Source organism: Streptomyces sp. NPDC056361 (assembly GCF_042262805.1).
In the GTDB taxonomy this organism is placed as follows: domain Bacteria; phylum Actinomycetota; class Actinomycetes; order Streptomycetales; family Streptomycetaceae; genus Streptomyces.
The window spans coordinates 46,267-69,024 of record NZ_JBHJQI010000028.1; the positions used below are offsets into that span (position 1 = coordinate 46,267).

Genomic DNA, 22,758 nt, shown 5'->3' on the forward strand with positions numbered 1-22,758 from the left:
TGACGGGCTCGGGGGGATGGAGCGAGTATTGGTGCGGGAACGTTCCCGCACAAGACCTGCAGGTGACTTTGCGGGAACGGTTTTGCCGAGGTCAGGTGGGTGGCACCATCACCCCATGACCGAAGCTTCAGGGCATGAGGGGCAGCCCTCGCCGCCCACCCCGCGCGTCCGACTCGTCGACGTGGCCCGCGAGGCGGGCCTGTCCAAGACGACCGTCTCGGCGGCGCTGAACGGCACCGGGAGACTCTCCCCCGCAGTGCGGGAGAGGGCCCGCGAGACCGCCCGCAGGATGGGCTACCGGCCCAACGCCACCGCGCGCCATCTACGCGCGGGACGGGCCCGGCTGATCGGATACGTCGTGGGAGGGGCCCCCGACGCGCTCTGGACCTATCTGGAGTCGCCGTACTTCGCCCGGCTCACCGGCGCCACCGCGGCGACCTCGCTGCTCCGCGGCTACGCCGTGGTGCTGCTGCCGGCCGGCACCCTGCAGGGCGAGTGGTCCGACCTGTCGCTCGACGGGGTCATCGTCGCCGACCCGGTCGCCGGGGACACCGTCATCGAGGACCTCCTGGCCGCCGGGATCCCCGTCTTCAGCGACCGCTCCGTGGAGGGGCGGCCCGGGGCCTCCTGGGTGGACGTCGACGCCGAAGGTGCCGTCCGCGAGGCCCTGGACCACCTGCGGGAGCAGGGGGCCCGGCGGCCCGTGCTCGTGGTGCCGGACATCGCCACCCGCTTCCACACCGAGGTGGAGGCGGCGCACCGGTCCTGGTGCGCCGCCCACGGCCTGCCGGAGCTGGCCGTGCGCGTCGCGGAGTCCGGGAACGGGCCGGTGGTCCGGGCCGTCGAGACCGCCCTCGACACCCCGGAGGGGGCCGAGCGGCCCGACGCCCTGCTCGTGGTCGCGGAGGCGAGTCCGCCGCTCGTCCTGGAGGCGGCACGCCGGCACGGCTACGAGGTCCCCGACGACCTGCTGGTCGTCCTGGTCAGCGAGGACGCCACGGCGCTCTACACCGATCCACCGGTGACCACCCTGAGCCTGCGGCCCGAGGCGGTCGCGGAGGCCGGTGTCGAGCACCTCGTCGCGGTCCTGGAGCACGGCCGCAGGGAGCCCGCCGGGACGCTCGTGCCGACGCGTCTCGACGTCCGGGCCTCCTCCGTCCGGTCCGGGCGGGGCGAGTAGCCGCATCTCAGCGGGCGTACACGAGCTCGCCGCCCACGTACGTCCGCTCCACCCGCGCCTCGGCGATCCCCTCCGGCGGGCCGGTGAGGATGTCGCGGTCGAGGACCACGAGGTCGGCGAGGTTGCCGGCGCGCAGGCTGCCCGTGTCGTCGAGACGGTTCACGTGCGCGGTGCCGGCGGTGTAGGCGGCGAGCGCGGTGGGGAGGTCGAGGCGCTGCTCGCCGTAGAAGACCCGGTCGTCGGTGGCCTCCGGGTCCCGGCGGTTGACCGCGACGTGGATGCCCTCGATCGGGTTCGGGCTGCTGACCGGCCAGTCGCTGCCGGCCGCCAGGGTGGCACCGGCGCGCACCAGGTCGCCGAACGGGTACTGCCAGGCGGCGCGCTCGGGGCCCAGGAACGGGATGGTCAGCTCGTCCATCTGCGGCTCGTGGGCGGCCCACAGCGGCTGGATGTTGGCGATGGCGCCGAGCCGCGCGAAGCGGGTCAGGTCCTCCGGGTGGACGACCTGGAGGTGGGCGAGGTGGTGACGGTTGCCGCGGTGGCCGTTGGCGGCGACCGCGGCCTCCAGGGCGTCCAGGGCCTCGCGGACGCCGCGGTCGCCCAGGGCGTGGAAGTGGACCTGGAAGTCGAGGGCGTCCAGCTCGGTCACGTACCCGCGCAGCGCCACGGGGTCCACGAAGCTCAGGCCGCTGTTGCCGGTGGCACAGCCGCAGCCGTCCAGGTACGGGGAGATCATGGCGGCGGTGAAGTTCTCCGCGATGCCGTCCTGCATGATCTTGATCGAGCCGGCCCGGAACCGCCCCGCGCTCAACTCCTTGCGTCGGGCGACCAGTTCGGGGATCTGCTCGGCGCCGCGCTCGCGGTCCCACCACAGCGCGCCGGTCACCCGGGCGGTCAGCGTGCCCTCGCGGGCGGCCGTCATGTACGCCTCCGACGGGTCGGCCATGCCGCCGAACGAACCGAGCAGCGCGTCCTGCCAGGCGGTGATGCCGAGCGAGTGCAGCAGCTTCTGGGCCCGCAGCAGCCCGGCGAGCCGGTCCTCGGGCGTCGTCGGCGGCACCAGCCGGGCCACCAGGCCGATCGCGCCCTCCTGGAGGGTGCCGCCGGGGGTGCCGTCCGCCTCCCGCTCGATCCGGCCGTCCGCCGGGTCGGGGGTGTCGGCCGTCAGACCCGCGAGCTCAAGCGCCCGGGAGTTCGCCCAGGCGCCGTGGTGGTCGCGGTTCGACAGCAGGACCGGCCGGTCCGCGACGACGGAGTCGAGCAGCTGCCGGGTGGGCAGTCCGCCCTCGAAGCTCTCCATCGACCAGCCGCCGCCGGTGATCCACTCCTGCTCCGGGTGGGTGTCCGCGTACTCCCGGATCCGCTCCAGGTACTCCGCGACGCCGACCGTGCCGGTCAGATCGCACTCGGCGAGCTCCTTGCCGCCGGAGACGGCGTGGATGTGGGCGTCCTGGAAGCCCGGCAGCAGCAGCTTGCCCGTCAGGTCGACGACCTCCGTGCCGGGGCCGACGAGGTCCCGTACCTCGTCGTGGCCGACGGCCGCGATCCGGTCGCCGACGACGGCGAGCGAGGTGGCCCGGGTGCGGGCCGGATCCGCCGTGAAGACGGGCCCGCGGGTGAAGACCAGATCGGCCGTGCTCATGTGCGCTCCAGAACATGGGATGACGTGTGGTGGGGGCCATGGAAGCGGGCGGCGGTCCGCACGTCAATGGCGTTGACATAAGCTGCCGGGCGGCCGAACGGACGCTCCCCGCACGGCGATCGGCCGAGGCCGTTTACACGTCAACCACGTTGACGTAATGTTCCGGCCATGTCCGAACGCGTCGTCCCCGAAGGCAGTCGGAAGCGCCGCCGCCCCACCAAGCAGGGCGCCGTCCTCTCGGAACGGCTCATCGTCGACACCGCCCTGCGCCTGATCGCCCAGCACGGCGCGGAGGCCCTCTCGGTACGGAGGCTGGGCGCGGCGCTCGGCGCCGACCCGACCGCCCTCTACCGCTACTTCCGCAACACCGACGCCCTGCTCCTCGCCGTCGCCGACGAGATGATCGGCCGCGCGCAGGAGGGCTGGACGGCGACCGGAGACTGGCGCACCGACCTCCGCGCGATGGGCCTGCGCATCAACTCCTGCTACCGGAACAACCCGCAGGCCGCGATCCTCGCGGCGCACCGCACCACGGGCCGCACCCACGAGACCCAGGCCGTCGAGCGGATCCTCGGCATCCTCCGTACCGCAGGGTTCCCCGACGACCTCGCCGTCCGCATCTACCACGCCTTCGTCGACCAGGCCCTCGCCTTCGCCGCCCAGGACGCCGCCGCGGCCGCCCTGCCGCCCGCCGCCCGGGCGAAGGACGAGGAAGTCTGGCACGCGGTCTACGGCAGGCTGTCGCCCGACACCCACCCCCACATCGCCGCGACCTTCCCCCTGCTCGCCGCGGACATGACCGACAGCGGTTACCCCTTCGCGCTGGAGCTGATGCTCGTCGCGGTGGCGGCGCTGCGCCCGGCGGGGGCCGGCGACTGAACGGCGGGGATCCCGGGCTTCGGCCGCCCGGGGAGGACCCCAGGGGGGCGCGCCGTGGCTGGACCCCAGAGTGGACAGGGGGCGGCCCCACGGACGGCGCGGGCTGGGCTCCTCCCCTTGGGCACGCCCCGGCGACGCCCGGGGTGGGCCGCACGGGACGGCTCCTCCCTTTGGGTACCCCCAGGGGGAAACCCGGGGAGCCCCCCACAAACGGCGCACTCCCCGCCGAGCCCGGGTCTCCGTCCCCGGGCCCGCACCCGGCGTGCCGTCAGCCCGTCGCCACCCGGGAGAAGCGTCCCACGGCGCCGAGGTCGGCGCTGATGAGCGCGGCCGTCTCCCGCAGCGGCGGCAGCAGGGCGGACAGGCTCTCCGCGGGCGTGGCCCGGCCCGCGTGGAGGGCCACGTTGACCGCGGCGACCGCGCGGCCCGTGCCGTCCGTGACGGCCACGGCGAGGGAGCGCAGGCCCTCCTCCAGCTCCTGTTCGACCCACCCGTAGCCCCGCGCCGCCGTCGCCGCCACCACGTCGTCGAGCCCCTCGGGGCTCGTCACCGTGTGCGGGGTCAGCGCCTCGGGCGTGATCCGGCCGAGCCGCTCGGCGCGCTCCGCCGCGGGCAGGTCCGCGAGCAGGACGCGGCCCATGGAGGTCGCGTACGCGGGCAGCCGGGTGCCCACCGTGATGTCGATGTGCATGATGCGGGTCCCCGCGACCCGGGCGACGTACCGGATGTCGTCCCCGTCGAGGACGGCGACGGACGCGGACTCGTGGACGCGCAGCACCAGGGCGACCAGGTGAGGGGTCGCGATCTCCGGCAGGCTCAGCCCCGAGAGGCGGGCGTGCCCGAGCTCCAGGACCCGGGGCAGGACGACGAAACCGCCGGGCTCCTCCCGTACGTACCCCAGGTGGCGCAAGGTGATCAGCGACCGGCGCGCGGTCGCGCGGGGCAGCCCGGTCAGCCGGGCCAGCTCGGCCAGGCGCACGGGACCCCTGACGGACCCGAAGGCGCGCAGGACGTCGAGGCCGCGGGCGAGCGACTGGAGGAAGCCCGAGCCGAGCTCCTCCTTGAGCCCCGCCCTGGCGGCCGCGGGCGCGTCCCCGCTCGCCGGAGGGGTCTCCGGCGAGCACGGAGGGGCCTCCGGCGCCGCCAGGGCCGCCTCCATCGCCGCCACCGCGCGGCGCAGCGGCGCCAGCGCCCGCGCCGTCAGCGACCGTGCGGTGTGCCGGCTCGTGTGGCTGACGACGCTGACCGCGCACACCACCGCGCCGCCGGGCCCCCGTACGGGCAGGGCCACGGCCAGCAGCCCCGGTTCGATGGTCTGGTCGTCCACGGCCATGCCGCTCGCCCGGGCCTCCCGCACCCGGTCGAGGAACTCGGCCTCGACCCCGGCGGGCGGGGCTGCCGGGCGGGGCGGCACGGACGGGAAGCCGGTGTCCAGCGGGTCGCCGGCCCGACGGGCCCGCCACCGCGCGAGGTCGTCCGCGTCCCAGTGGGCGGCGAACAGGGCTCCGGGCGCGCACCGTTCGGCCGGCAGGAGGCCGCCGGGCCGGAAGGAGATCGCCATGGCCCGGCGGCGGGTGGCCTGGGTGAGGAAGCGGACGCCGTCGCGGTCGGGGACGGCGAGGGAGACGGACTCGTCGAGGGCGTCGGCGAGTTCGGCGGCGTGCGGTCCGAGGAGTTCGGGGAGCCGGCAGGAGGCGAGATAGGCGTTGCCGAGTTCGGCGGCCCCCGGGGCGAGGAGCAGGTCGCGGCCTTCGGCCCTGAGGACGCCGAGGCGGACGAGTGTGGTGGCGACCCGGTCGACCGTGGAGCGGGCGAGCCCGGTCGTCTTGGCGAGGTCGCCGGGGCGGTGGCGGACGTCGGCTCCCGAGGCCATCACGCGGAGCACGGCGAGCCCCCGCTCAAGGGGGCCGACCAGCTCGTCGGGCACGCCCTCGGCCTCGGCGGGTGCGGGCTGCGGCATCGTCCGGACTCCTCGGGGCGGCGGGTGAGCGGGGTGCGGGGAAACCGTACCCCTCGCCGTCGACGAGGTCCGGGCGCGCAGGAGGTGAGGGCGACCGCAACCCCCGCGGAAGCGGGGTACGGGCATGCGGGGCGCGGGGATCCGTACCCCCGCCGCCGACGGCGTCCGGGCATGCGGAAGGGGGGGCGGTCGTGTGCGCGACCGCCCCCCTTTCCGCATGCCGGTCCGGCGGATCACGGTCGGGGGCTCGCCCCCGGTCCGCCGGTCCGGCACCGGTGCGTGGACGTCAGGCGAAGAAGCGGTACACCGCCTGTGCGACGCACGCCGGCTTGGTGACGCCGTCGATCTCCACGGTGAGGTCCACGACGACCTCGACGCCGCCCTTGACGTCCTCGACGGACACCACGCGGCCGTGCGTGCGGATCTTCGACCCGACGCGCACGGGAGAGGGGAAACGCACCTTGTTCAGGCCGTAGTTGACCGCCATCGACACGCCCTCGACCCGGAGCAGCTCGCTCCACATCGGGATGAGGAGGGAGAGGGTGAGGTAGCCGTGGGCGATGGTGCCGCCGAAGGGACCGGTCGCCGCGCGCTCGGCGTCGACGTGGATCCACTGGTGGTCGCCGGTGGCGTCGGCGAAGGTGTCGACGCGGTGCTGGGCGATCTCGACCCAGGAGCTGTGACCGAGGTCGGCCCCGGCCTGGGCCTTGATCTCGTCGATACCGTGGACGGTGAGAGCCATGGGAGTACTCCTCGTGAAGAAAGAGGGGAGGGAAGGGATGTCAGGTGGTGCTGCCGTAGCGCGCCCGGAGGGGGGCCTTGAGCAGCTTTCCGGTGGCGTTGCGGGGGAGGTCCGGCGCGAGGACGACGCTCTTGGGGATCTTGTAGCGGGCGAGCCGGGCCTCCAGGTGGGCGATCAGCTCGGCTTCGGTGACGGTCGCTCCCGCGCGGGTGACGACGACGGCGCGGCCCACCTCGCCCCACTGGGCGTCGGGCACGCCGATGACGGCCGCCTCGGCCACGTCGGGGTGCGCGAGCAGGGCGTCCTCGACCTCGGCCGGGTAGATGTTCTCCCCGCCGGAGATGATCATGTCCTTGAGTCGGTCGACGAGCCGCACGTAGCCGTCCTCGTCGACGACGGCCACGTCGCCCGACCGGAAGCGCCCTCCGTCGCGGAAGGCCGCGGCGGTCGCCTCCGGAAGGTTCCAGTAGCCCGGCGTGACGTTCGGCCCGGCAACGACGACCTCGCCCTTCTCGCCGGGCGCCGCTTCCTCGCCGGACGGCAGCAGCACCCGGACGTCGGTGAAGAAGTGCGGGACGCCCGCCGTGCCGGCGCGGGTCAGCGAGTCCGCCCGGTCCAGGATCAGGGCGCCCGGCGCGGTCTCCGTCATGCCGTAGCCCTGGACGAAGGCGAGGCCCCGGTCCAGATAGGCGTGGGCGGTGCGGGTCGGGACCGGGGCGCCGCCGCAGAGCAGGGTGCGCAGACTGGTCAGGTCCGCCTCCGCCCAGCCGGGGGCCACCGCCATCGCGTCGTACATCGTCGGCACGCCGAACATCCGGGTCACCCGGTGCCGTTCGATCAGCCGCAGGGTGCGCTCCGCGTCGAAGGAGGACTCCAGGAGGACCGTGCCGCCCTTCAGGAGGGTCGGCAGACAGCTCATGTTGAGCGCCGCGGTGTGGAAGAGGGGTGCGGAGACCAGGGTCACCTCGTCGCCCGCGATGTCGGTGTCCACGAGGACGTTGACGCTGTTCCAGAGGATGTTGCCGTGGGTGAGGACGGCGCCTTTGGCCTGCCCGGTGGTGCCCGAGGTGTACATGATGAGGCAGACGTCGTCGTGCCCCACCTCCTCGTCGAGCGGCTCGGCGGACGCGCCGGCGAGCACCTCGTCGTACGGCGTCCCGGGCCCCCCGTCCACGGCGAGTACGGTGCCGATGCCGGCTCCGGCCACCAGCTCCGCCACCCGCTCGTCCGGCTGCCCGGCGTGCACCAGGACCAGGCTGCCCGAATCCGTCACCTGGTGGAGCAACTCCGGTACGGCGAGGCGGGTGTTGAGCGGGACGAACACCGCGCCCAGCAAGCCGGCCGCGAAGAGCGTCTCCAGGTAGGACGGATGGTTGGGGCCGAGGAACGCCACCCGGTCGCCGCGTTCGACCCCGGCACTCCGCAGGGCGTGGGCCAGCCGGGTGCAGCGGTCGTGGAGTTCGGCGTAGTCGACCGCGCGGCCCTCGTGCAGGAGGGCGGTGCGCCGAGGCGACCTGCGGTCGCGGCGTGCGGGCCACGAGCCGATGCCCTGGTTGCGCATGGGGTGATCCCTCAGTTTCCGGTGAGACCGAGCAGCCGGGCCGCGTTCTCCTTGAGGATCTTCGGACGGACCTCGTCCTTGATCGGGAGCTCCGCGAAGTCGGCCAGCCAGCGGTCGGGGGCGAGCAGCGGGAAGTCGGAGCCGAACAGCACCTTGTCCTTGAGGAGGCTGTCGGCGTACCGGACCAGCTGCGGCGGGAAGTACTTCGGCGACCAGCCCGACAGGTCGATGTACACCTGCGGCTTGTGGGTGGCCACCGCGAGCGCCTCGTCCTGCCAGGGGAAGGACGGGTGGGCGAGGACGATCCTCATCCCGGGGAAGTCCGCGGCGACGTCGTCCACGTCCATCGGGTTGGAGTACTTCAGCCGGATGCCCCCGCCGCCGGGGGCACCCGCGCCGATGCCGGTCTGACCGGTGTGGAAGACCGCGACCGCGCCGGCCTCCTCGATCGCCTCGTACAGCGGGTACGCCATGCGGTCGTTGGGGTGGAAGGCCTGGATGTTCGGGTGGAACTTGAATCCCTTGACCCCGAACTCCTCGACCAGCCGCCGGATCTGACGGACCGCCGCCTTCCCCTTGTACGGGTCGACCCCGGCGAACGGGATGATGACGTCCGGGTTCCGCAGCGCGGCCTCGGCGATCTCCTCGTTGGGCACGGGCGGAGTGCCGGTCGCCGACTCCGCGTCCACCGTGAAGACCACGCACGCCATCTGCCGCTCGCGGTAGTACGTGGCGATCTCCGGCAGCGTCGGGTGGCGGTGCTCGGCCTTGAAGTACGCGCCGGCGGCGGCGTCGAGCTCGGCGGAGAGCGACGCCCCGCCCTTCTCGGACACCTCGGCGTGGGTGTGCATGTCGATGGCGACGAGCGCGTTCACGTCCATCGCGCCGTGGCCGCTCACAGCTGCGGCGCCGGGATGCCGAAGGTCTCCGGGGTGCGGCCGACGGTCACCGGCCAGGCGGCGGCGATGGCCTCGGCGCTCCAGCCGCCGTCCGCGTACGCCACCGACACCTCCTGCGGGTGCGACCAGAGCGCGAGCTTGTCGCCGCCGATGCCGACGCACTGGCCGGTGACGCCGGCGGCGGCGTCCGAGGCGAGGAAGGTCACCAGGCCGGCGACGTCCTCGGCCGTGCCGAAGCCCTCGCCCTTGCGCAGGCTGTCGGGGAGCGCGATGCCGTCCTTCTCCAGGGCCTCGACGTGCGGGGCGAACACGGGGACGGTCTTGGTCATCGCGGTCGCGGCCACCGGGATGACGGCGTTCGCGGTGATGCCGGCCTTCGCGAGCTCCATGGCCCAGGTGCGGACCATGGCGGCGATGCCGGCCTTGGCGGCGGCGTAGTTGGTCTGCCCGAAGTTGCCGCGCTGTCCGGCGGGGGAGCCCGCGACCACGATCCGGCCGCCCTCGCCCTGGGCGCGCATCCGTTCGACGGCGGCGCGGACGCAGGTGAAGGTGCCGCGCAGGTGCACCTCGACGACGGTGTCGAAGTCCTCGTCGGTCATCTTCCACAGCACCCGGTCCCGCAGGACGCCGGCGTTGGTGACCATGACGTCGAGCCGGCCGTAGCTGTCGACGGCGCGGGCGACGAGCGCCTCGGCGGCCTCGGTGGAGCCGACCGGCACCACCTCGGCGACGGCCCGTCCGCCGTCGGCGGTGATGAGGCGCACGGCCTCGACGGCGGCTTCGGTGTCCACGTCGTTGATCACGACGGAGGCGCCGGCGGCGGCGAGCGAGCGGGCGTAGGCGAGGCCGAGTCCGCGGCCGCTGCCGGTGACGACGGCGACCTTGCCGGAGAGATCCACAGGAGTCATGAGCGGGGGTCCTTCCCGAGAGCCGGGTGCGGGGCGCGAAGGTGACGCGGCCTGGAGCACGCACCGGCGAGGCCAAAGCTAGGCACATTCTTGCCTGCGGTCAACAAACTGCCGAAGATTCATTCCGAGGTGCGAAGTCCGGGCCTACGCTGTCCCCGTGATCGCACCCGACCCGGCACAGCCGTCCGAAGCCGACCCCGAAACGGCCGGCCGCGGCGCCCCGCCCCGCACCCAGTCCCTGATGCTGAGCTTCTTCGGCATCCACGTCCTCGGCACCGGCACCGCCCTCTCCTCGGCGAGCGTCATCGACGCCTTCGCCCGCGTCGGCGTGGGGGAGGACGCGGTCCGCTCGACCCTCACGCGCATGGTCGGCCGCGGGCTGCTCGAACGGCACCGGCGAGGCCGCAGGATGTACTTCTCGCTCACCGACCGCGCCGCCGAGGTGCTCGCCGACGGCGAGGAGCGGATCCGCCGCACCGGCGCCGTCAACCGCGCCTGGGACGGCACCTGGACCCTGGTCGGCTTCTCGCTCCCCGAATCCTGGCGCCGCGAACGCCACGACCTGCGCTCCCGGCTCGTCTGGGCGGGCTTCGGCCCCCTCCAGAGCGGCCTCTGGGTCGCACCCGGCCGCGTCGACGTCGCCCGCGTCGCGGCGGAACTCGGGTTGGGGGACCGTATCAAGGCCTTCCACGGCGAGGCCGCCGCACCCACCGAGGCCGGACCCCTGCTCCGCACCGCCTTCGACGTCGACGCGATCGCCGAGGGCTACCGCGCCTTCCTCGCCCGCTGGGGCGACGGCCCCGCACCCGCCGAGGCGCACGACGACCTGGGCCGCCTGCTGCTGCTCCACACCGACTGGCTCGACGTGGTCCGCGGCGACCCGCACCTGCCCGCCGAGCACCTGCCGGAGCAGTGGCCGGCCGAGGGCGCCGAGGCGCTGTTCCACGACCTCTCCGCGCGGTTCGAACCGGGGGCCCGAAGGATCGCGGACGAGATCCTCGACCGCTGGGACCCGCTGGCGTAGGCGCCGAAGGGCGGGGCGGGGGCGCGGGCGGGGGCTTATGTCAACATCATTGACCTTGTTCCGCGCGGCGGAGTCTCATGGCGGCACTTCGGAGACTCCCCGCGCCCGGGCGACTCCGCGACCCGTAAGGAACGCCCATGGATCACCTCACCTCGCTCCGAGACGTCGAGCACACCCCGTTCTGGCTCGACGACCCCCGCAGGCCGCAGCCCGAGCCGGCGCTCGTCGGCGGCACCACGTGCGACCTGCTCGTGGTCGGCGGCGGCTACACCGGCCTGTGGACCGCCCTCGTCGCCAAGGAGCGCGACCCCTCCGCCGACGTCGTCCTCGTCGAGGCGGACGAGGTCGGCGGCGCCGCCTCCGGCCGCAACGGCGGCTTCTGCGAGTCCAGCCTCACCCACGGCCTGGGCAACGGCCGCCAGCGCTGGCCCGACGAGATCGGACTCCTCGAACGCCTGGGCCGCGAGAACCTCCAGGCCATCGAGGACGCCATCGAGCGCTACGGCATCGACTGCGACTGGGAGCGCACCGGCTCCCTCGTCGTCGCCACCGAGCCGTACCAGCTCGAAGGCCTCGCCGAGGAGGCCGAGCACGCCGCGCGCTACGGCGGCAAGCCGCTCCTCCTCGACGCCGAGGCCGTCCGGGCCGAGATCGACTCCCCGACCTTCCTCGGCGGCGTGTGGAACCGGGACGACGTCGCCATGGTCAACCCCGCCCGACTCGCCTGGGGCCTCAAGCAGGCCTGTCTCGACCTGGGCGTCCGCATCCACGAGCACACCCCCGCGACCTCGCTCGACGAACACGGCGCCGCGATCGGCGTGACCACCCCCTACGGCCGGATCACCGCGCGGCGCTCGCCACCAACGCCTACCCCTCCCTGCTCCGGCGCCACCGCCCGTACACCGTCCCCGTGTACGACTACGCGCTGATGACCGAGCCGCTCACCGCGGAGCAGCTCGCCTCCGTCGGGTGGACGCGTCGCCAGGGCTTCGCCGACTGCGCCAACCAGTTCCACTACGTCCGGCTCTCCGCCGACGACCGCATCCTGTGGGGCGGGTACGACGCCGTCTACCACGGCGGTCCCGTCCGCGCCGAGCACGACCGGCGGCCCGAGACGTACGCGACGCTCGCCGACCACTTCTTCACCACTTTCCCGCAGCTGGAAGGGCTCCGCTTCAGTCACGCCTGGGGCGGGGCCATCGATACGAGCACCCGTTTCTGCGTCTTCTTCGACACGAGTCACCACGGCAAGGTCGCCTACGCCGCCGGCTTCACCGGCCTCGGCGTCGGCGCCACCCGCTTCGGCGCCGAGGTCATGCTCGACCTCCTCGCGGGCGCACGCACCGAGCGCACCGGCCTGGAACTCGTACGACGCAAGCCCCTGCCCTTCCCGCCCGAGCCCGTCCGCTCGATCGGCATCAACATCACCAAGTGGTCCATGGCACGCGCCGACCGCAACGAGGGACACCGCAACCTCTGGCTGCGCACCCTCGACCGCTTCGGCCTCGGCTTCGACAGCTGACCCGGTCCCACCCCTCCCTCAGGAGGGTCCGTGAGGACGTGCCTCGGTGGCCCCGCCCTCCGGGTTCCGGGGCGGGGCGCCGGTCGCGCCTGCGGTGCTGCTGCCGGCATCACGGTAAGCAGCCCGCCACCGGGGGCGTCACGCGACCTCTCAGTAGCCGATCCGCACCCCGCTGACCGCGTGGCGGTCGGTCAGACCGCCGTTGGCGGCGCTGAAGCCGACGAGGACGTTGCGCGGCAGCGTGATCGCCACGTCGATGACCTGGGCGCCGTCGACCAGCACGATGAGGCGCCCGGCCGCGGTGACGTTCACGTCGATCACATGGCTGCCGGTCCGCAGGGCGGGGACGTTCGTCGAGGTCGCCGCGTACCGCAGGGTGGTTCCGGTGCCGCCGGTGGACACGGCGACGAAGTTCGCCGACGGGTCGTTGCCGTTGCGGTAGGTGTCCAGGGTCACCGCGATCCCGGGCAGCCCGCTGAAGCCGAGCCCGCCGCCTCCGGTGCCCAGGGACGTCGGCGTCGCCCGTGCCGCGTCGAGGAGCAGCAGCGCGAGCCCGTCGGCGCCGGTGCCGCCCGACAGGGTGGCGGTGAAGCGGGCCCGCAGCCGCGCCGAGGGCACGGAAGTGGCCTGGACCGCCGAACCCTTGGCGTTGGCCGTGGCGGGGGTGAGGACGAGCGAGGTGCCGGACAGGGCGGCGCTGCCGTTGTACGTCCAGCCGTTGGGGCCGGGCGGCGGCAGCGCGTACGAGGCGGCGGTGATCGCCGCACCCCGGACGGCGTGGATGTCGGTCACGCCGCCGGTCCCGCCGCCGAACGCGAGGAACGCCGTCGGCGGCAGCGAGGCCACCGTGGTCCGCAGCCGCTCGACGCCGTCGACGGACACCGCGATCGTCTTGCCGGTGACCGTGACGGAGACCGCGTGGGTGCCCGACCGCAGGTTCGGCACGTTCGGCGTGGTCGCCGCGTAGGTCAGGGACGAGCCGGTGCCGCCGGTGGAGACGCCGACGAAGTTCGTGTACGGATCGCCCGTGTTGCGGAAGGTGTCGAAGGCGACGGCCACACCGGGCAGGCCGCCGAAGCCGAGCGCGCCGCCGACGCCGCCGAGCGCGGACGGCGTGGTCCTGGCCGGGTCGAGGAGCGAGAAGGACAGGCCGTCGGCGCCGGTCCCGCCGCCGATCACCGTGGTGAACGACGCCTTCAGACCGTCGGTGAGCACCGGCACGGGCCAGACCGCCGTACCCCGCTGGGAGGCGGTCGCCTGGGTCAGCTGGAGGTCGTTCCCGGAGATCCGCGCGGAGCCGTTCAGCTTCCAGCCGCCCGCGCCGGGCGACGGGACGTTGACCACGGTGCCGGCGGTACCCGCACCGGTCAGCGTCTCCTTCAGGGCCCCCTGCCCGTCGTCGGCGGTGAGTTCGTACCCGGCCGACACGGCTCCGATGGCCGTCGGCGAGAACGTGACGGCCTGGTGGACCACGTCCTCCGGACCGAGGACCTGGCCCTCGCTGATCGGGTTCGTCACGTGGAAGGGTGCCGCCGGCGGCTTGGCCTTGGTGATGGTGAGCGGGATGTTGCCCGTGTTGGCGATGTCGAAGGTCCTGGTGACCGACTCGCCGACCCGCACCTGACCGAAGTCCGTCGAGGTGGGCGTGATGGTGAGCTCCGCCCGCCCGGTCACCGCCGTGCCCGCCAGGGAGACGGACGCGGTGCCGCTCCCGCCGGCGACGGCGACCGTCCCCGTGTGCTGCCCGGCGACGGTCGGCGCGTACGTCACCTGCACGGTGACGGACTGGCGCGGACGCACGACCGTGCCCGCGGCCGGCGGATCGGCGACGGCGAACGGGCCGCCGGGCAGGGAGACCGAGGAGAGGGTCTCGTCGGTCGTCCCCGTGTTCGTGAACGTCACGCCGAGCGTCTTGCGGGAGGTGGTCGGGACCGTGTCGAAGTCGAGGGAGCCGGGGGACGCGAGGAGACCCGGCCGGGTCCCGTAACCGGTCAGGCCGAGCGCGCTGTCGCCGACGTTCGTGGTGAAGGTCAGCGCCGACGTGTCGGCCCCCGGCGCCGTGGGGGAGAAGGTCACCGTCGCGGTGTGCGTCTCGCCCGCCCGCAGCGTGCGCGGCAGACCGGCCGAGGCCGCCGAGAACGCGCTGCCGGCCGGGGTGCGCACCCCGGTGAGCGTCACGTCGCGGGTCGCCGTGACCGTCGCCGTGGCCGTGCCCGAGGAGCCGACCGCGACGTCGCCGGCGTCCACCGGCTCGCCGTGCAGCGCCGAGTTCGCGGGACGGCCGAAGGACATCACACGGCCGTCCCGGGTGCCCACGTAGATGCGCCCGTTGTCCGTGGCCGGCACGGCGAACTTCGACGCCACCCCGATCGGTGCCGACCAGCGGAGCCGCAACTCCCCGTTCACGGGTACGGCGTCGTACGCGCGCAGCTGCCCGTTGGCGCCGTTCGCCCCGTCGGAGGCGACGGCCCACACCAGCGCCGAGCCCGGGTTCGTCCCGGTCGACGTCACCACCGGCGAACCCGAGGTGTAGCCGAACCGCTGGGCGCTGCTCCCGGTGTTGCTGAGCACCGGGAGGCCCGAGCCGGACAGCCCGTACGCGAAGGCCCGCAGCGGTCCGTTGCTGCCGATCGTGTAGACGTACCCGCCCTGTCCGCCGTAGACGGCGGGGTGTCCCCACACCCCCTCGTACGGTCCGAACACACCGACCACCTTGTCGGTTCCGCCCGGACCCTGGCTGCGTCCGCCGAGGTCGTCGCGGTCGAGGAGGAAGAGCCGGCCGTCCTTGCCGATCTCCGTGAGCAGCCGCGGGTACCGGCTGGTGCCGAAGTAGGGCTCCGGCAGGCCGACCGGGCCGCCGGAGCCCAGGTCGGTGTCGTTCAGGTCGAGCTGGGAGGCGTTGGAGGGGCTGAAGAAGTCCTGCGCCGACATCGTGCCGTCGCTGTTCACCCCGAGCCGCACCACCGACTCCGCGAGCTGGCCGGGCGGCCGGTTGCCGGGTCCGGGCGCGGGGGAGACCCCGTTGCCCGTCGAGAACAGGATCCGGCCGGGACCGTCGGAGACGAGACCGCCGCCGCTCATCCACACGCCGGCCATGCCGTTCGCCGACGCGTCCTCGGTCGCCCACAGCGTGGTCTTGCGGGTCGTGGTGTCGACCCCCATGACGTAGCCCACGTACGGCCCGCGGTCGCAGTGCGAGGCGAAGGCCGCGTACACCGAGCCGCCCATGAGGAGCAGCCCGGGCCGCTGCCCGGCGGTGTACGGGTTGAACGCGCGTCCGGGGTCGTTCACCGGGGCGCCCGCCACCTTGACCGGCCAGCCCGCCCGCTCGGCGCCCGTCGCGGGGTCGAGGGCGTGGACGTACCAGTTGGGGTGCTGGACGTCGGGGCCGTCGTTCACCTTCGACGTCAGGTAGACGGCGTTGCTGACCGGGTCGTACACCGGGGTCGACGTGACCCCGATGTTCGGCACCAGGTCCCCGCAGCTGACGGCCGAGGCGGGCCACGGCGCGCCGAGGTCCTTCGTCCAGCCGATGCCGCCGGTGGCCGCGTCGATGCCGTACGCCTTGTTGTTCTCCGTGGCCGCGATCAGCGTCCGCCCCACCACCAGCGGCTGGGCGTAGACCTGGCCGTCGACGGGGGTGGAGAACTGCAGCCCGAAGTCCGAACTGGACACCTGGTCGGGGCCGAGCCCCGGTTCGTCGCGGTCCCAGCCGGTGCGCAGGTCGTCGTGCGAGATCGTCGTCTGGTCGGCGACGAGCCGGGACGGCAGCGCGGGGGAGCCGAGGGCCGTCGCCGGCCCCGCGGTCAGGGAAAACGTCAGAGACATCGTCAGCAGCCGGGTGATCGCCCTGCGTCGGCCGGTCATCTCCCCCACCTTCACGTGGACCCGCGAGGACGAAGACCGGTTCGCTCCGCCGGCCCCATCCTGAACCGTCCGTCCCCCGCACGTACACCCCCCTTTCCCCGCCCTTTCCCGAGGTCCACCCGATCGGCGCCGGGTCCGGTGCCGATCCGGGCGCGTTAGCGGAACGTCAGCGGGACGTGAGCGGCGGGCGGGAGAGTGGGGCGCGTCCCGTCCTGACCAGGCCGGATCCGGGGCGGGCCGTGGGGGCCCGCACCGGGTCCGGCCCGGTCGGGACGCGAACGGCGTCCCGCGACGGGCACCGCGCGAACTCCTCTCTTCCCCAGGAGGCATCATGCGACGACGGACCTTCCTCACGGGCTCCCTCATCGGCGCGGCGGCGGTCGCCGTACCGCTCGACACCCTGCTCGCCCCCGCGGCCCCGGCCGCGACCCCCGCGCCGGTCACGTCCCTGGCCGAGCTGCAGAGCGCGATCGACCGGGCCGTCGCCGGCGACCGGATCGTCGTCGCGGACGGCACGTACACCGTCCCGCCGGGCGGTGCCCTCACCGTCACGGACAGGAAGGGCACCGCCGGCGCGCCCATCACCATCGTCTCTGCGTCCCGGGGCGGCGCCGTGCTGCGCGGCGAGCGCAGCTTCGTGTTCCGCGACTCGGACTACGTCACGCTCAGCGGCTTCGCGTTCCGGCAGAGCGAGACGCTCGCGATCCCGGCGGACAGCACCGGCATCCGGCTGACCCGCAACGACTTCCAGCTCGCCGACGAACCCGGCCTCGACTGGGTGCTCGTGGAGGGCGACGACGCCAAGGTCGACCGGAACCGGTTCCACGACCGGACCACGCAGGGCATCTTCCTCGTCGTCGACGGCCCCGGCACGACCGCCGTCGCCCAGCGCCTCCACGTCTTCAAGAACCACTTCGCCCGCCACGGCTACACCGGCGCCAACGGCGGCGAGTCGATCCGGCTCGGCGTCAGCAGCCGGGCGCTGTCCGGCGCCCACGCGATCGTGGAGTACAACCTGTTCGAGCGGTGCGACGGCGACCCCGAGGCCATCTCGGTGAAGTCCTCCGACAACACCGTCCGCCACAACACGATCCGCGACAGCCAGGGCGGCATCGTGCTGCGCCACGGCAACCGCACCACCGTGGAGGGCAACTACCTCCTCGGCGGCAAGGAGGGCATCCGCCTCTACGGCAACGACCACCTCGTCGTGAACAACCACCTCGCCGGCCTGACCGGCCGCGCACTCGTCATCGGCAGCGGCACCACCCGCGACCACACCGACGGCGAGACGACCGAGCAGCGACGCGGCAACGACGCGTGCGACCGCGCCGTCATCCTCCACAACACCCTCCGCGGCAACAAGAGTTCCCTCTCCGGAGAGAGCCGCGAGCACGAACCCCGGGACGTCGTCGTCGCCGACAACCTCCTCGTCGGCGACGCCGGCAGCCTCGTTGCCCTGGGCCGCACCACCGGCTTCACCTGGCAGGGCAACATCCTCTGGGGCGCCGCCGCCGACGGCACCCTCCCCGCCGCCGGGTACACGCGCGTCGACCCGCGCCTCCTGGCCGACGCCGACGGCATCCACCGCCTGGCGGCGGACAGTCCCGCGATCGGCGCCGCCACGTTCACCGGCGTCCCCGTCCCCGAGGACATCGACGGCCACCCGCGCGGCACCACCCGCGACATCGGCGCGGACGAGTACGCCGCCACCGCGCCCCTCCGCCGGCCCCTCACCCCCGCCGACGTCGGCCCCAACGCCTCCTGACGGGCCGCGGGGCACCCCGGACGGCGGACGGCGGACGGCGGGCCGGGGATCCGACCGGTCAGCTCGTGACGGCCACCGTGGTCGCCACGGTGACCGCGGCCATCGCGGCCTGCATGTCGCGGATCGCCTTCCGGACGCCTTCGGCGACCCACTGGCCTTCCGTGATCTGCTCCAGGCGGGGCGCGACCTGCTTGCGGGGCACGTCGGGGAAGGCGAGGCGGTGCAGCTTCGCGCCGTGGACGAGGGCGAGCAGGCCGGCGGTGCGCGCGTCGGGCTCGGCGCCGTCGAGGACGACGGCCCGGAGCCGGTCCCTGAGCTCGCGCTCGGTCGAGCCGTCGGCCTCCGGGTAGCGGGTGACGGGGAAGAGCCCGAGCACCTTGCGCTGCTCGGCGTGGACCAGGCCCCGCCCGCGCAGGCTGTCGACGGTCGCCTGGACGGCCTTGGTGTGGTCCTTCGTCAGCCACTGGGTGACCTTCGGCGCCTGCTTCCTGCCGGCCGCCCAGACGATCACCTGGCGCAGCCGTTCGTCCAGGAGGGGAACCCCGGTCGGGCTCGGGTCCGTGACCCGGATCCGTCCGCCGTCGACGGCCACGCGGCCGGCCAGGGCGAGATCGAGGAGGATCCCGCCCGCGACGGCCCAGGCCGCGGACTGCCGTTCCTTCGCCACTCCGGTCGCGTCGTCCAGCGACAGCAGCATGATCTCCTCCGCGAGCGTGACCGTCACCGCGTGCTCCTTGCCCTCGTCCGCCTTCGGCGGCCCGGCGGTCCCTCGGGACCCCGGCCGCCCTCCGACCGGGAAGACGGCACGAAGATCCTTTCGGTTCCCCGCGGAGCGACGGGGAGGGGGACGCCGGTACGCCGCCTGGTCTGGACCTATCGCGCGACCGGCGTCAAGCTCCACGTATGGACTTGGAGTTGAGACACCTCAAGACGATCCGGGCCATCGCGGACGCGGGGAGTCTCACGCGCGCCGCCACGGTCCTCGGACTGGCGCAGCCCGCGCTCAGCGCGCAGCTGAAGCGGATCGAACGGGCGCTGGGCGGAGAGCTGTTCGTGCGCGGACGGGACGGCGTGCGGGCCACGGCGCTCGGCGACCTGGTCGTGGAACGGGCGCGCGTGGTGCTGCCCGCCGTGTGCGAACTGCAGGAGGAGGCGGTGCGCTTCGCGCGCCAGGGCACGGAGGGCTACCGGCTCGGCGGCACGCACGGCCCGCTGCTCGGCGGACTCGTCGACCGGATCGCCCGCGCCGACCCGGGGGCGCAGGTGACCACGTACACCTCGTGGTCGGAGCGCGAGATCGCCTGCGGAGTCGTCGCCGGACGGCTCGACTTCGCCCTCGTCGGCGTCTGCGGCGAGAGCGGCGCGCCCGAGGCGGGCCGGCTGGCGTGGACGGAGGTCGCCCGCGACCCGGTGTACGTCATGCTGGCCGCCGACCACCCGCTGGCCCTCCGCACCGAGATCGACCTCGCCGAACTCGCCGCCGAGGCCTGGACCGACGTCCCGGGCGACGGCTGCTTCGGCGACTGCTTCGCGGCCGCCTGCGTGCGCGCGGGCTTCACCCCGGCCTGCGTGTACGAGACGGACACCGCGTCCTGCGTGCACCTCGTCCAGGTCGGCCGGGCCGTCGGCCTGTGCCGGGCGACCTTCCCCGTGACGCCCGGCCTCGTCACCCGCCCGCTGGCCGGCGCGCCCCTGGTCTGGCGGCACCTCCTGGGCTGGCACCCCGAGGGCCGCGCCGCCGACCGGGCCGCCGCCGTCCTCCGCCACACCCGCGCCGCCCACGCCGACGCGCTGGCCCGGAGCGCCGGCGGAACCCCGGCACCGCACCTTCCGGCGGCCGGGGCATAACGCGGAGGCAGGGGCGAACTGGCCGCTGCCGCCTCCTCGTCGGGACTCCTACCTTCTCAGGAGATCCCCCACCGAGAACCGAGGAGACACCCATGCTCCGACGACACGCCCGCGCGGCGTGTACCGCGCTGGCCGCCGCCGGAATGGCGCTGGCCGGCCTCCAGGCAGGCCCCGCCACCGCGGCCCCGCAAGCGCGGGACACCGCCCCGACCCCCGCCGTCAGCACCGCCGCGCAGACCCTCGGCGCGGCCTCCGCCCGGCCCGAACTCCTCCGGGCCATGGGACGCGACCTGGGTCTCACCCGGGAGCAGGCCCTGCGCCGCCTCGCCCACGAGGCCGAGGCCGGCGCCACCGCCGCCCGGCTCCGCCAGGACCTCGGCGGGACGTTCGCCGGGGCCTGGGTCGACGGCGCCGAGGCCGACACCCTGACCGTGGCCACCACCCGGGCCGCCGACACCGCCGCGATACGGGCCACCGGGGCGCGCGCCCGGCTCGTCACGCACGGCCTGACCACCCTGGAGCGCGCCAAGGAGGCCCTCGACCGGGCCGCCACCGCCGAGGCCCCCGTCCGCTACGTCGACGTCCGGGCCAACGTCCTCGTCGTCGAGGAGGCGAAGGCCGGCGCCGGGGCGCGGCTCGTCCGGGCCACCGGCGTCCCGCGCGACCTGGTCCGCGTCGTCCGCACGGCCGAGGCGCCGCGCCCGCTGTACGACATCCGGGGCGGCGACGCCTACTACATGGGTGGCGGCGGCCGCTGCTCCGTCGGCTTCGCGGTCACCCGCGGCACCACCCAGGGCTTCGCCACCGCCGGCCACTGCGGGCGCGCCGGCACCACCACCAGCGGCTTCAACCAGGTGGCGCAGGGCAGCTTCCAGGGCTCGGTCTTCCCCGGCAACGACATGGCCTGGGTCGCGGCCAACTCCAGCTGGACCTCCACCCCGTACGTCAAGGGCTCCGGCGGCAACGTCCAGGTGACCGGCTCGGTCCTCCAGCCCGTCGGCTCCTCCGTCTGCCGCTCCGGCTCCACCACCGGCTGGCACTGCGGGACCGTGCAGCAGCACAACACGAGCGTCACCTACGCCGAGGGCACCATCACCGGGGTGACCCGTACGACCGTCTGCGCCGAGCCCGGCGACTCCGGCGGCTCGTACATCTCCGGCAGCCAGGCCCAGGGCGTCACCTCGGGTGGCTCCGGCACCTGCTCCAGCGGCGGCACCACCTTCTTCCAGCCGCTGAACCCGCTGCTCCAGACCTACGGCCTGACCCTGAGGACCACCGGGAGCGACCCGGGCCCGGGCCCCGGCCCCGGCGAACCCCAGCCGGGCGGCACCTGGGCCGCGGGCAAGGTGTACGCCGCCGGCGACACGGTCACGTACGGCGGCGGGAGCTACCGCTGCCTCCAGGGCCACCAGGCCCAGTCGGGCTGGGAGCCGCCGAACGTCCCGGCCCTGTGGCAGCGCCTGTGACGCCGGACCGTCCCTGACCGGGGGCGCCGCGCACCCGGGGGGGTGGTCGCGGCGCCCCCTCCGCGCCGCCGGGTTCAGGACGGCGCGAGGCCGCCCCGGGCGATGACGTCCGCGTACCAGCGGGCACTGTCCTTGAGCGTCCGCCGCTGTGTGGCGAAGTCGACGTGGACGATGCCGAACCGCTTGCTGTAGCCGTACGCCCACTCGAAGTTGTCCAGGAGCGACCACAGGAAGTAGCCCCGCACGTCCGCGCCGTCCGCGAGGGCGCGGTGCACCGCCGCGAGGTGCGCGTGCAGGTACGCCACCCGCTCGGGGTCCTTCACCCGGCCCGAGGGGTCGGCGTAGTCGTCGTACGCCGCGCCGTTCTCCGTGATCACCAGCGGTACGCCGGGCAGCTCGTCCCGCAGCCGGACCAGGAGCTCGTGCAGCCCGTCCGCGTCCACCGGCCAGTCCATGGCGGTGCGCGGACCGGGCGCGGGCTCGAACCGGACGTGCCGCTCCGCGCCCGCCCACGGCGACGGCGACTCGGAGGACCCGGCGGCGACGACGGCGGGGGAGTAGTAGTTGATGCCGAGCGAGTCGAGCGGCGCGGCGGCCGCCGCGAGGTCGCCGTCCTGGACGAAGGACCAGTCCGTGACCGCCGCCGTGTCGCGGACCAGGTCCTCGGGGAGCCGGCCGTGGAAGACCGGGTCGAGGAAGATCCGGTTGCCGACCGCGTCGATCCGCCGCGCCGCGTCCAGGTCCTCCGGCGCCTGCGAACGGGCCCGCACCGCGTGCAGGTTGAGCGTCAGCGACACCTCGGCGGAGCCGGGCAGCGCGCCGCGCAGCACCCGCGCCGCGAGCCCGTGGGCCAGGTTGAGGTGGTGGGCGGCGCGCAGCGCGGCCAGGTCGCTGGTCCGGCCCGGGGCGTGCACGCCGTTGCCGTAGCCGAGGAAGGCGGCGCACCACGGCTCGTTCAGCGTCGTCCAGGTCGCCACCCGGTCGCCGAGGGCGTCCGCCATGATCCCCGCGTACTCGGCGAAGCGGTACGAGGTCTCCCGGTGCGGCCAGCCGCCCGCGTCCTCCAGCTCCTGCGGCAGGTCCCAGTGGTAGAGCGTCGCCACCGGGCGGATGCCGGCCTCCAGGAGCGAGTCGGCGAGCCGCCGGTAGAAGTCCAGGCCCCTGCGCACGGCCGGGCCCCGCCCGGTCGGCTGGACCCGGGGCCAGGCGATCGAGAAGCGGTAGTCGGTGACCCCGAGCCGCCGCATCAGGGCGATGTCCTCGTCGACCCGGTGGTAGTGGTCGGCGGCGATGTCCCCGGTGTCGCCGTTGCGGACCTTGCCCGGGGTGCGGCTGAAGGTGTCCCAGATGGAGGGCGTGCGGCCGTCCTCGGCCGCCGCGCCCTCGATCTGGTAGGCGGCGGTCGCGGTGCCCCAGCGGAACCCTTCGGGGAAGCGGAGGGCGGTCGTGGCATCGGTGTGGGTGCGGGTGTCGAGCGCGGTCATGGGGCGGGAAC

Annotated in this window: 15 protein-coding genes and 1 pseudogene; 7 read left to right on the top strand and 9 right to left on the bottom strand. The window is 74.3% G+C overall.

Annotated features, from left to right (window positions below):
• The first annotated feature begins 115 nt into the window (after positions 1-115).
• A complete protein-coding gene (locus ACFCY7_RS12065; RefSeq protein ID WP_376483694.1) occupies positions 116-1,180 on the top strand; it encodes a LacI family DNA-binding transcriptional regulator in 1,065 nt (354 codons plus the stop codon).
• Positions 1,181-1,187: 7 nt separating this feature from the next.
• Here ACFCY7_RS12065 and ACFCY7_RS12070 read toward each other — a convergent pair whose 3' ends face one another.
• Positions 1,188-2,822, bottom strand: a complete 1,635-nt coding sequence (locus ACFCY7_RS12070; protein ID WP_376483696.1) for an amidohydrolase — start codon at positions 2,820-2,822, stop codon at positions 1,188-1,190.
• Between the two features lie 168 nt (positions 2,823-2,990).
• On the opposite strand from ACFCY7_RS12070, the gene ACFCY7_RS12075 reads away from it, so the two are divergent.
• Positions 2,991-3,701 carry a TetR/AcrR family transcriptional regulator gene (locus ACFCY7_RS12075; RefSeq protein WP_376483697.1) on the top strand — a complete coding sequence of 237 codons (711 nt, stop codon included), beginning with the start codon at positions 2,991-2,993 and terminating at the stop codon, positions 3,699-3,701.
• A gap of 268 nt (positions 3,702-3,969) precedes the next feature.
• Here ACFCY7_RS12075 and ACFCY7_RS12080 read toward each other — a convergent pair whose 3' ends face one another.
• From ACFCY7_RS12080 to ACFCY7_RS12100, 5 genes are all read right to left on the bottom strand, one after another.
• On the bottom strand, positions 3,970-5,661 hold the full coding sequence (locus ACFCY7_RS12080) for an IclR family transcriptional regulator C-terminal domain-containing protein (RefSeq protein ID WP_376483699.1): 1,692 nt from the start codon (positions 5,659-5,661) through the stop codon (positions 3,970-3,972).
• Between the two features lie 286 nt (positions 5,662-5,947).
• The gene (locus tag ACFCY7_RS12085; protein ID WP_376483701.1) at positions 5,948-6,403 is read right to left on the bottom strand and encodes a MaoC family dehydratase; all 456 of its coding nucleotides are present in this window, start codon (positions 6,401-6,403) and stop codon (positions 5,948-5,950) included.
• Positions 6,404-6,443: 40 nt separating this feature from the next.
• Positions 6,444-7,964: a long-chain fatty acid--CoA ligase gene (locus ACFCY7_RS12090; RefSeq protein ID WP_376483702.1), complete on the bottom strand. Its 1,521-nt coding sequence runs from the start codon at positions 7,962-7,964 to the stop codon at positions 6,444-6,446.
• A gap of 11 nt (positions 7,965-7,975) precedes the next feature.
• A complete protein-coding gene (locus tag ACFCY7_RS12095; RefSeq protein ID WP_376483729.1) occupies positions 7,976-8,845 on the bottom strand; it encodes an amidohydrolase family protein in 870 nt (289 codons plus the stop codon).
• A 14-nt stretch (positions 8,846-8,859) separates the two neighbouring features.
• Positions 8,860-9,771 carry an SDR family NAD(P)-dependent oxidoreductase gene (locus tag ACFCY7_RS12100; RefSeq protein WP_376483704.1) on the bottom strand — a complete coding sequence of 304 codons (912 nt, stop codon included), beginning with the start codon at positions 9,769-9,771 and terminating at the stop codon, positions 8,860-8,862.
• Between the two features lie 157 nt (positions 9,772-9,928).
• Here ACFCY7_RS12100 and ACFCY7_RS12105 point away from each other — a divergent pair, with 157 nt between their 5' ends.
• Both ACFCY7_RS12105 and ACFCY7_RS12110 read left to right on the top strand, forming a co-directional pair.
• The gene (locus tag ACFCY7_RS12105) at positions 9,929-10,795 is read left to right on the top strand and encodes a PaaX family transcriptional regulator C-terminal domain-containing protein (RefSeq protein ID WP_376483706.1); all 867 of its coding nucleotides are present in this window, start codon (positions 9,929-9,931) and stop codon (positions 10,793-10,795) included.
• Between the two features lie 137 nt (positions 10,796-10,932).
• Positions 10,933-12,317, top strand: a pseudogene (locus tag ACFCY7_RS12110) (NAD(P)/FAD-dependent oxidoreductase).
• A gap of 150 nt (positions 12,318-12,467) precedes the next feature.
• Here the strand turns inward: ACFCY7_RS12110 and ACFCY7_RS12115 are convergent.
• Positions 12,468-16,184 carry a choice-of-anchor D domain-containing protein gene (locus tag ACFCY7_RS12115; protein WP_376483708.1) on the bottom strand — a complete coding sequence of 1,239 codons (3,717 nt, stop codon included), beginning with the start codon at positions 16,182-16,184 and terminating at the stop codon, positions 12,468-12,470.
• Between the two features lie 331 nt (positions 16,185-16,515).
• On the opposite strand from ACFCY7_RS12115, the gene ACFCY7_RS12120 reads away from it, so the two are divergent.
• Positions 16,516-17,949 (top strand): chondroitinase-B domain-containing protein, encoded by a 1,434-nt coding sequence (locus tag ACFCY7_RS12120; RefSeq protein WP_376483710.1) that lies wholly within the window; start codon positions 16,516-16,518, stop codon positions 17,947-17,949.
• A gap of 58 nt (positions 17,950-18,007) precedes the next feature.
• On the opposite strand, the gene ACFCY7_RS12125 is transcribed toward ACFCY7_RS12120, so the two are convergent.
• A complete protein-coding gene (locus ACFCY7_RS12125) occupies positions 18,008-18,673 on the bottom strand; it encodes a GPP34 family phosphoprotein (protein WP_376483712.1) in 666 nt (221 codons plus the stop codon).
• 179 nt (positions 18,674-18,852) lie between these two features.
• Here ACFCY7_RS12125 and ACFCY7_RS12130 point away from each other — a divergent pair, with 179 nt between their 5' ends.
• Positions 18,853-19,797 (top strand): LysR family transcriptional regulator, encoded by a 945-nt coding sequence (locus tag ACFCY7_RS12130; protein ID WP_376483714.1) that lies wholly within the window; start codon positions 18,853-18,855, stop codon positions 19,795-19,797.
• A gap of 92 nt (positions 19,798-19,889) precedes the next feature.
• On the top strand, positions 19,890-21,263 hold the full coding sequence (locus ACFCY7_RS12135; protein ID WP_376483716.1) for a carbohydrate-binding protein: 1,374 nt from the start codon (positions 19,890-19,892) through the stop codon (positions 21,261-21,263).
• A gap of 74 nt (positions 21,264-21,337) precedes the next feature.
• Here ACFCY7_RS12135 and ACFCY7_RS12140 read toward each other — a convergent pair whose 3' ends face one another.
• A complete protein-coding gene (locus tag ACFCY7_RS12140) occupies positions 21,338-22,747 on the bottom strand; it encodes a GH1 family beta-glucosidase (RefSeq protein ID WP_376483717.1) in 1,410 nt (469 codons plus the stop codon).
• Between the last annotated feature and the right edge of the window lie 11 nt (positions 22,748-22,758).

Coding starts and splice junctions, on each gene's coding strand:
- ACFCY7_RS12140 (WP_376483717.1), bottom strand. CDS start 22,747: ATGACCGCGCTCGACACCCGCACCCACACCGATGCCACGACCGCCCTC.
- ACFCY7_RS12130 (WP_376483714.1), top strand. CDS start 18,853: ATGGACTTGGAGTTGAGACACCTCAAGACGATCCGGGCCATCGCGGAC.
- ACFCY7_RS12070 (WP_376483696.1), bottom strand. CDS start 2,822: ATGAGCACGGCCGATCTGGTCTTCACCCGCGGGCCCGTCTTCACGGCG.
- ACFCY7_RS12095 (WP_376483729.1), bottom strand. CDS start 8,845: ATGGACGTGAACGCGCTCGTCGCCATCGACATGCACACCCACGCCGAG.
- ACFCY7_RS12090 (WP_376483702.1), bottom strand. CDS start 7,964: ATGCGCAACCAGGGCATCGGCTCGTGGCCCGCACGCCGCGACCGCAGG.
- ACFCY7_RS12135 (WP_376483716.1), top strand. CDS start 19,890: ATGCTCCGACGACACGCCCGCGCGGCGTGTACCGCGCTGGCCGCCGCC.
- ACFCY7_RS12120 (WP_376483710.1), top strand. CDS start 16,516: ATGCGACGACGGACCTTCCTCACGGGCTCCCTCATCGGCGCGGCGGCG.
- ACFCY7_RS12100 (WP_376483704.1), bottom strand. CDS start 9,771: ATGACTCCTGTGGATCTCTCCGGCAAGGTCGCCGTCGTCACCGGCAGC.
- ACFCY7_RS12065 (WP_376483694.1), top strand. CDS start 116: ATGACCGAAGCTTCAGGGCATGAGGGGCAGCCCTCGCCGCCCACCCCG.
- ACFCY7_RS12085 (WP_376483701.1), bottom strand. CDS start 6,403: ATGGCTCTCACCGTCCACGGTATCGACGAGATCAAGGCCCAGGCCGGG.
- ACFCY7_RS12115 (WP_376483708.1), bottom strand. CDS start 16,184: ATGACCGGCCGACGCAGGGCGATCACCCGGCTGCTGACGATGTCTCTG.
- ACFCY7_RS12080 (WP_376483699.1), bottom strand. CDS start 5,661: ATGCCGCAGCCCGCACCCGCCGAGGCCGAGGGCGTGCCCGACGAGCTG.
- ACFCY7_RS12075 (WP_376483697.1), top strand. CDS start 2,991: ATGTCCGAACGCGTCGTCCCCGAAGGCAGTCGGAAGCGCCGCCGCCCC.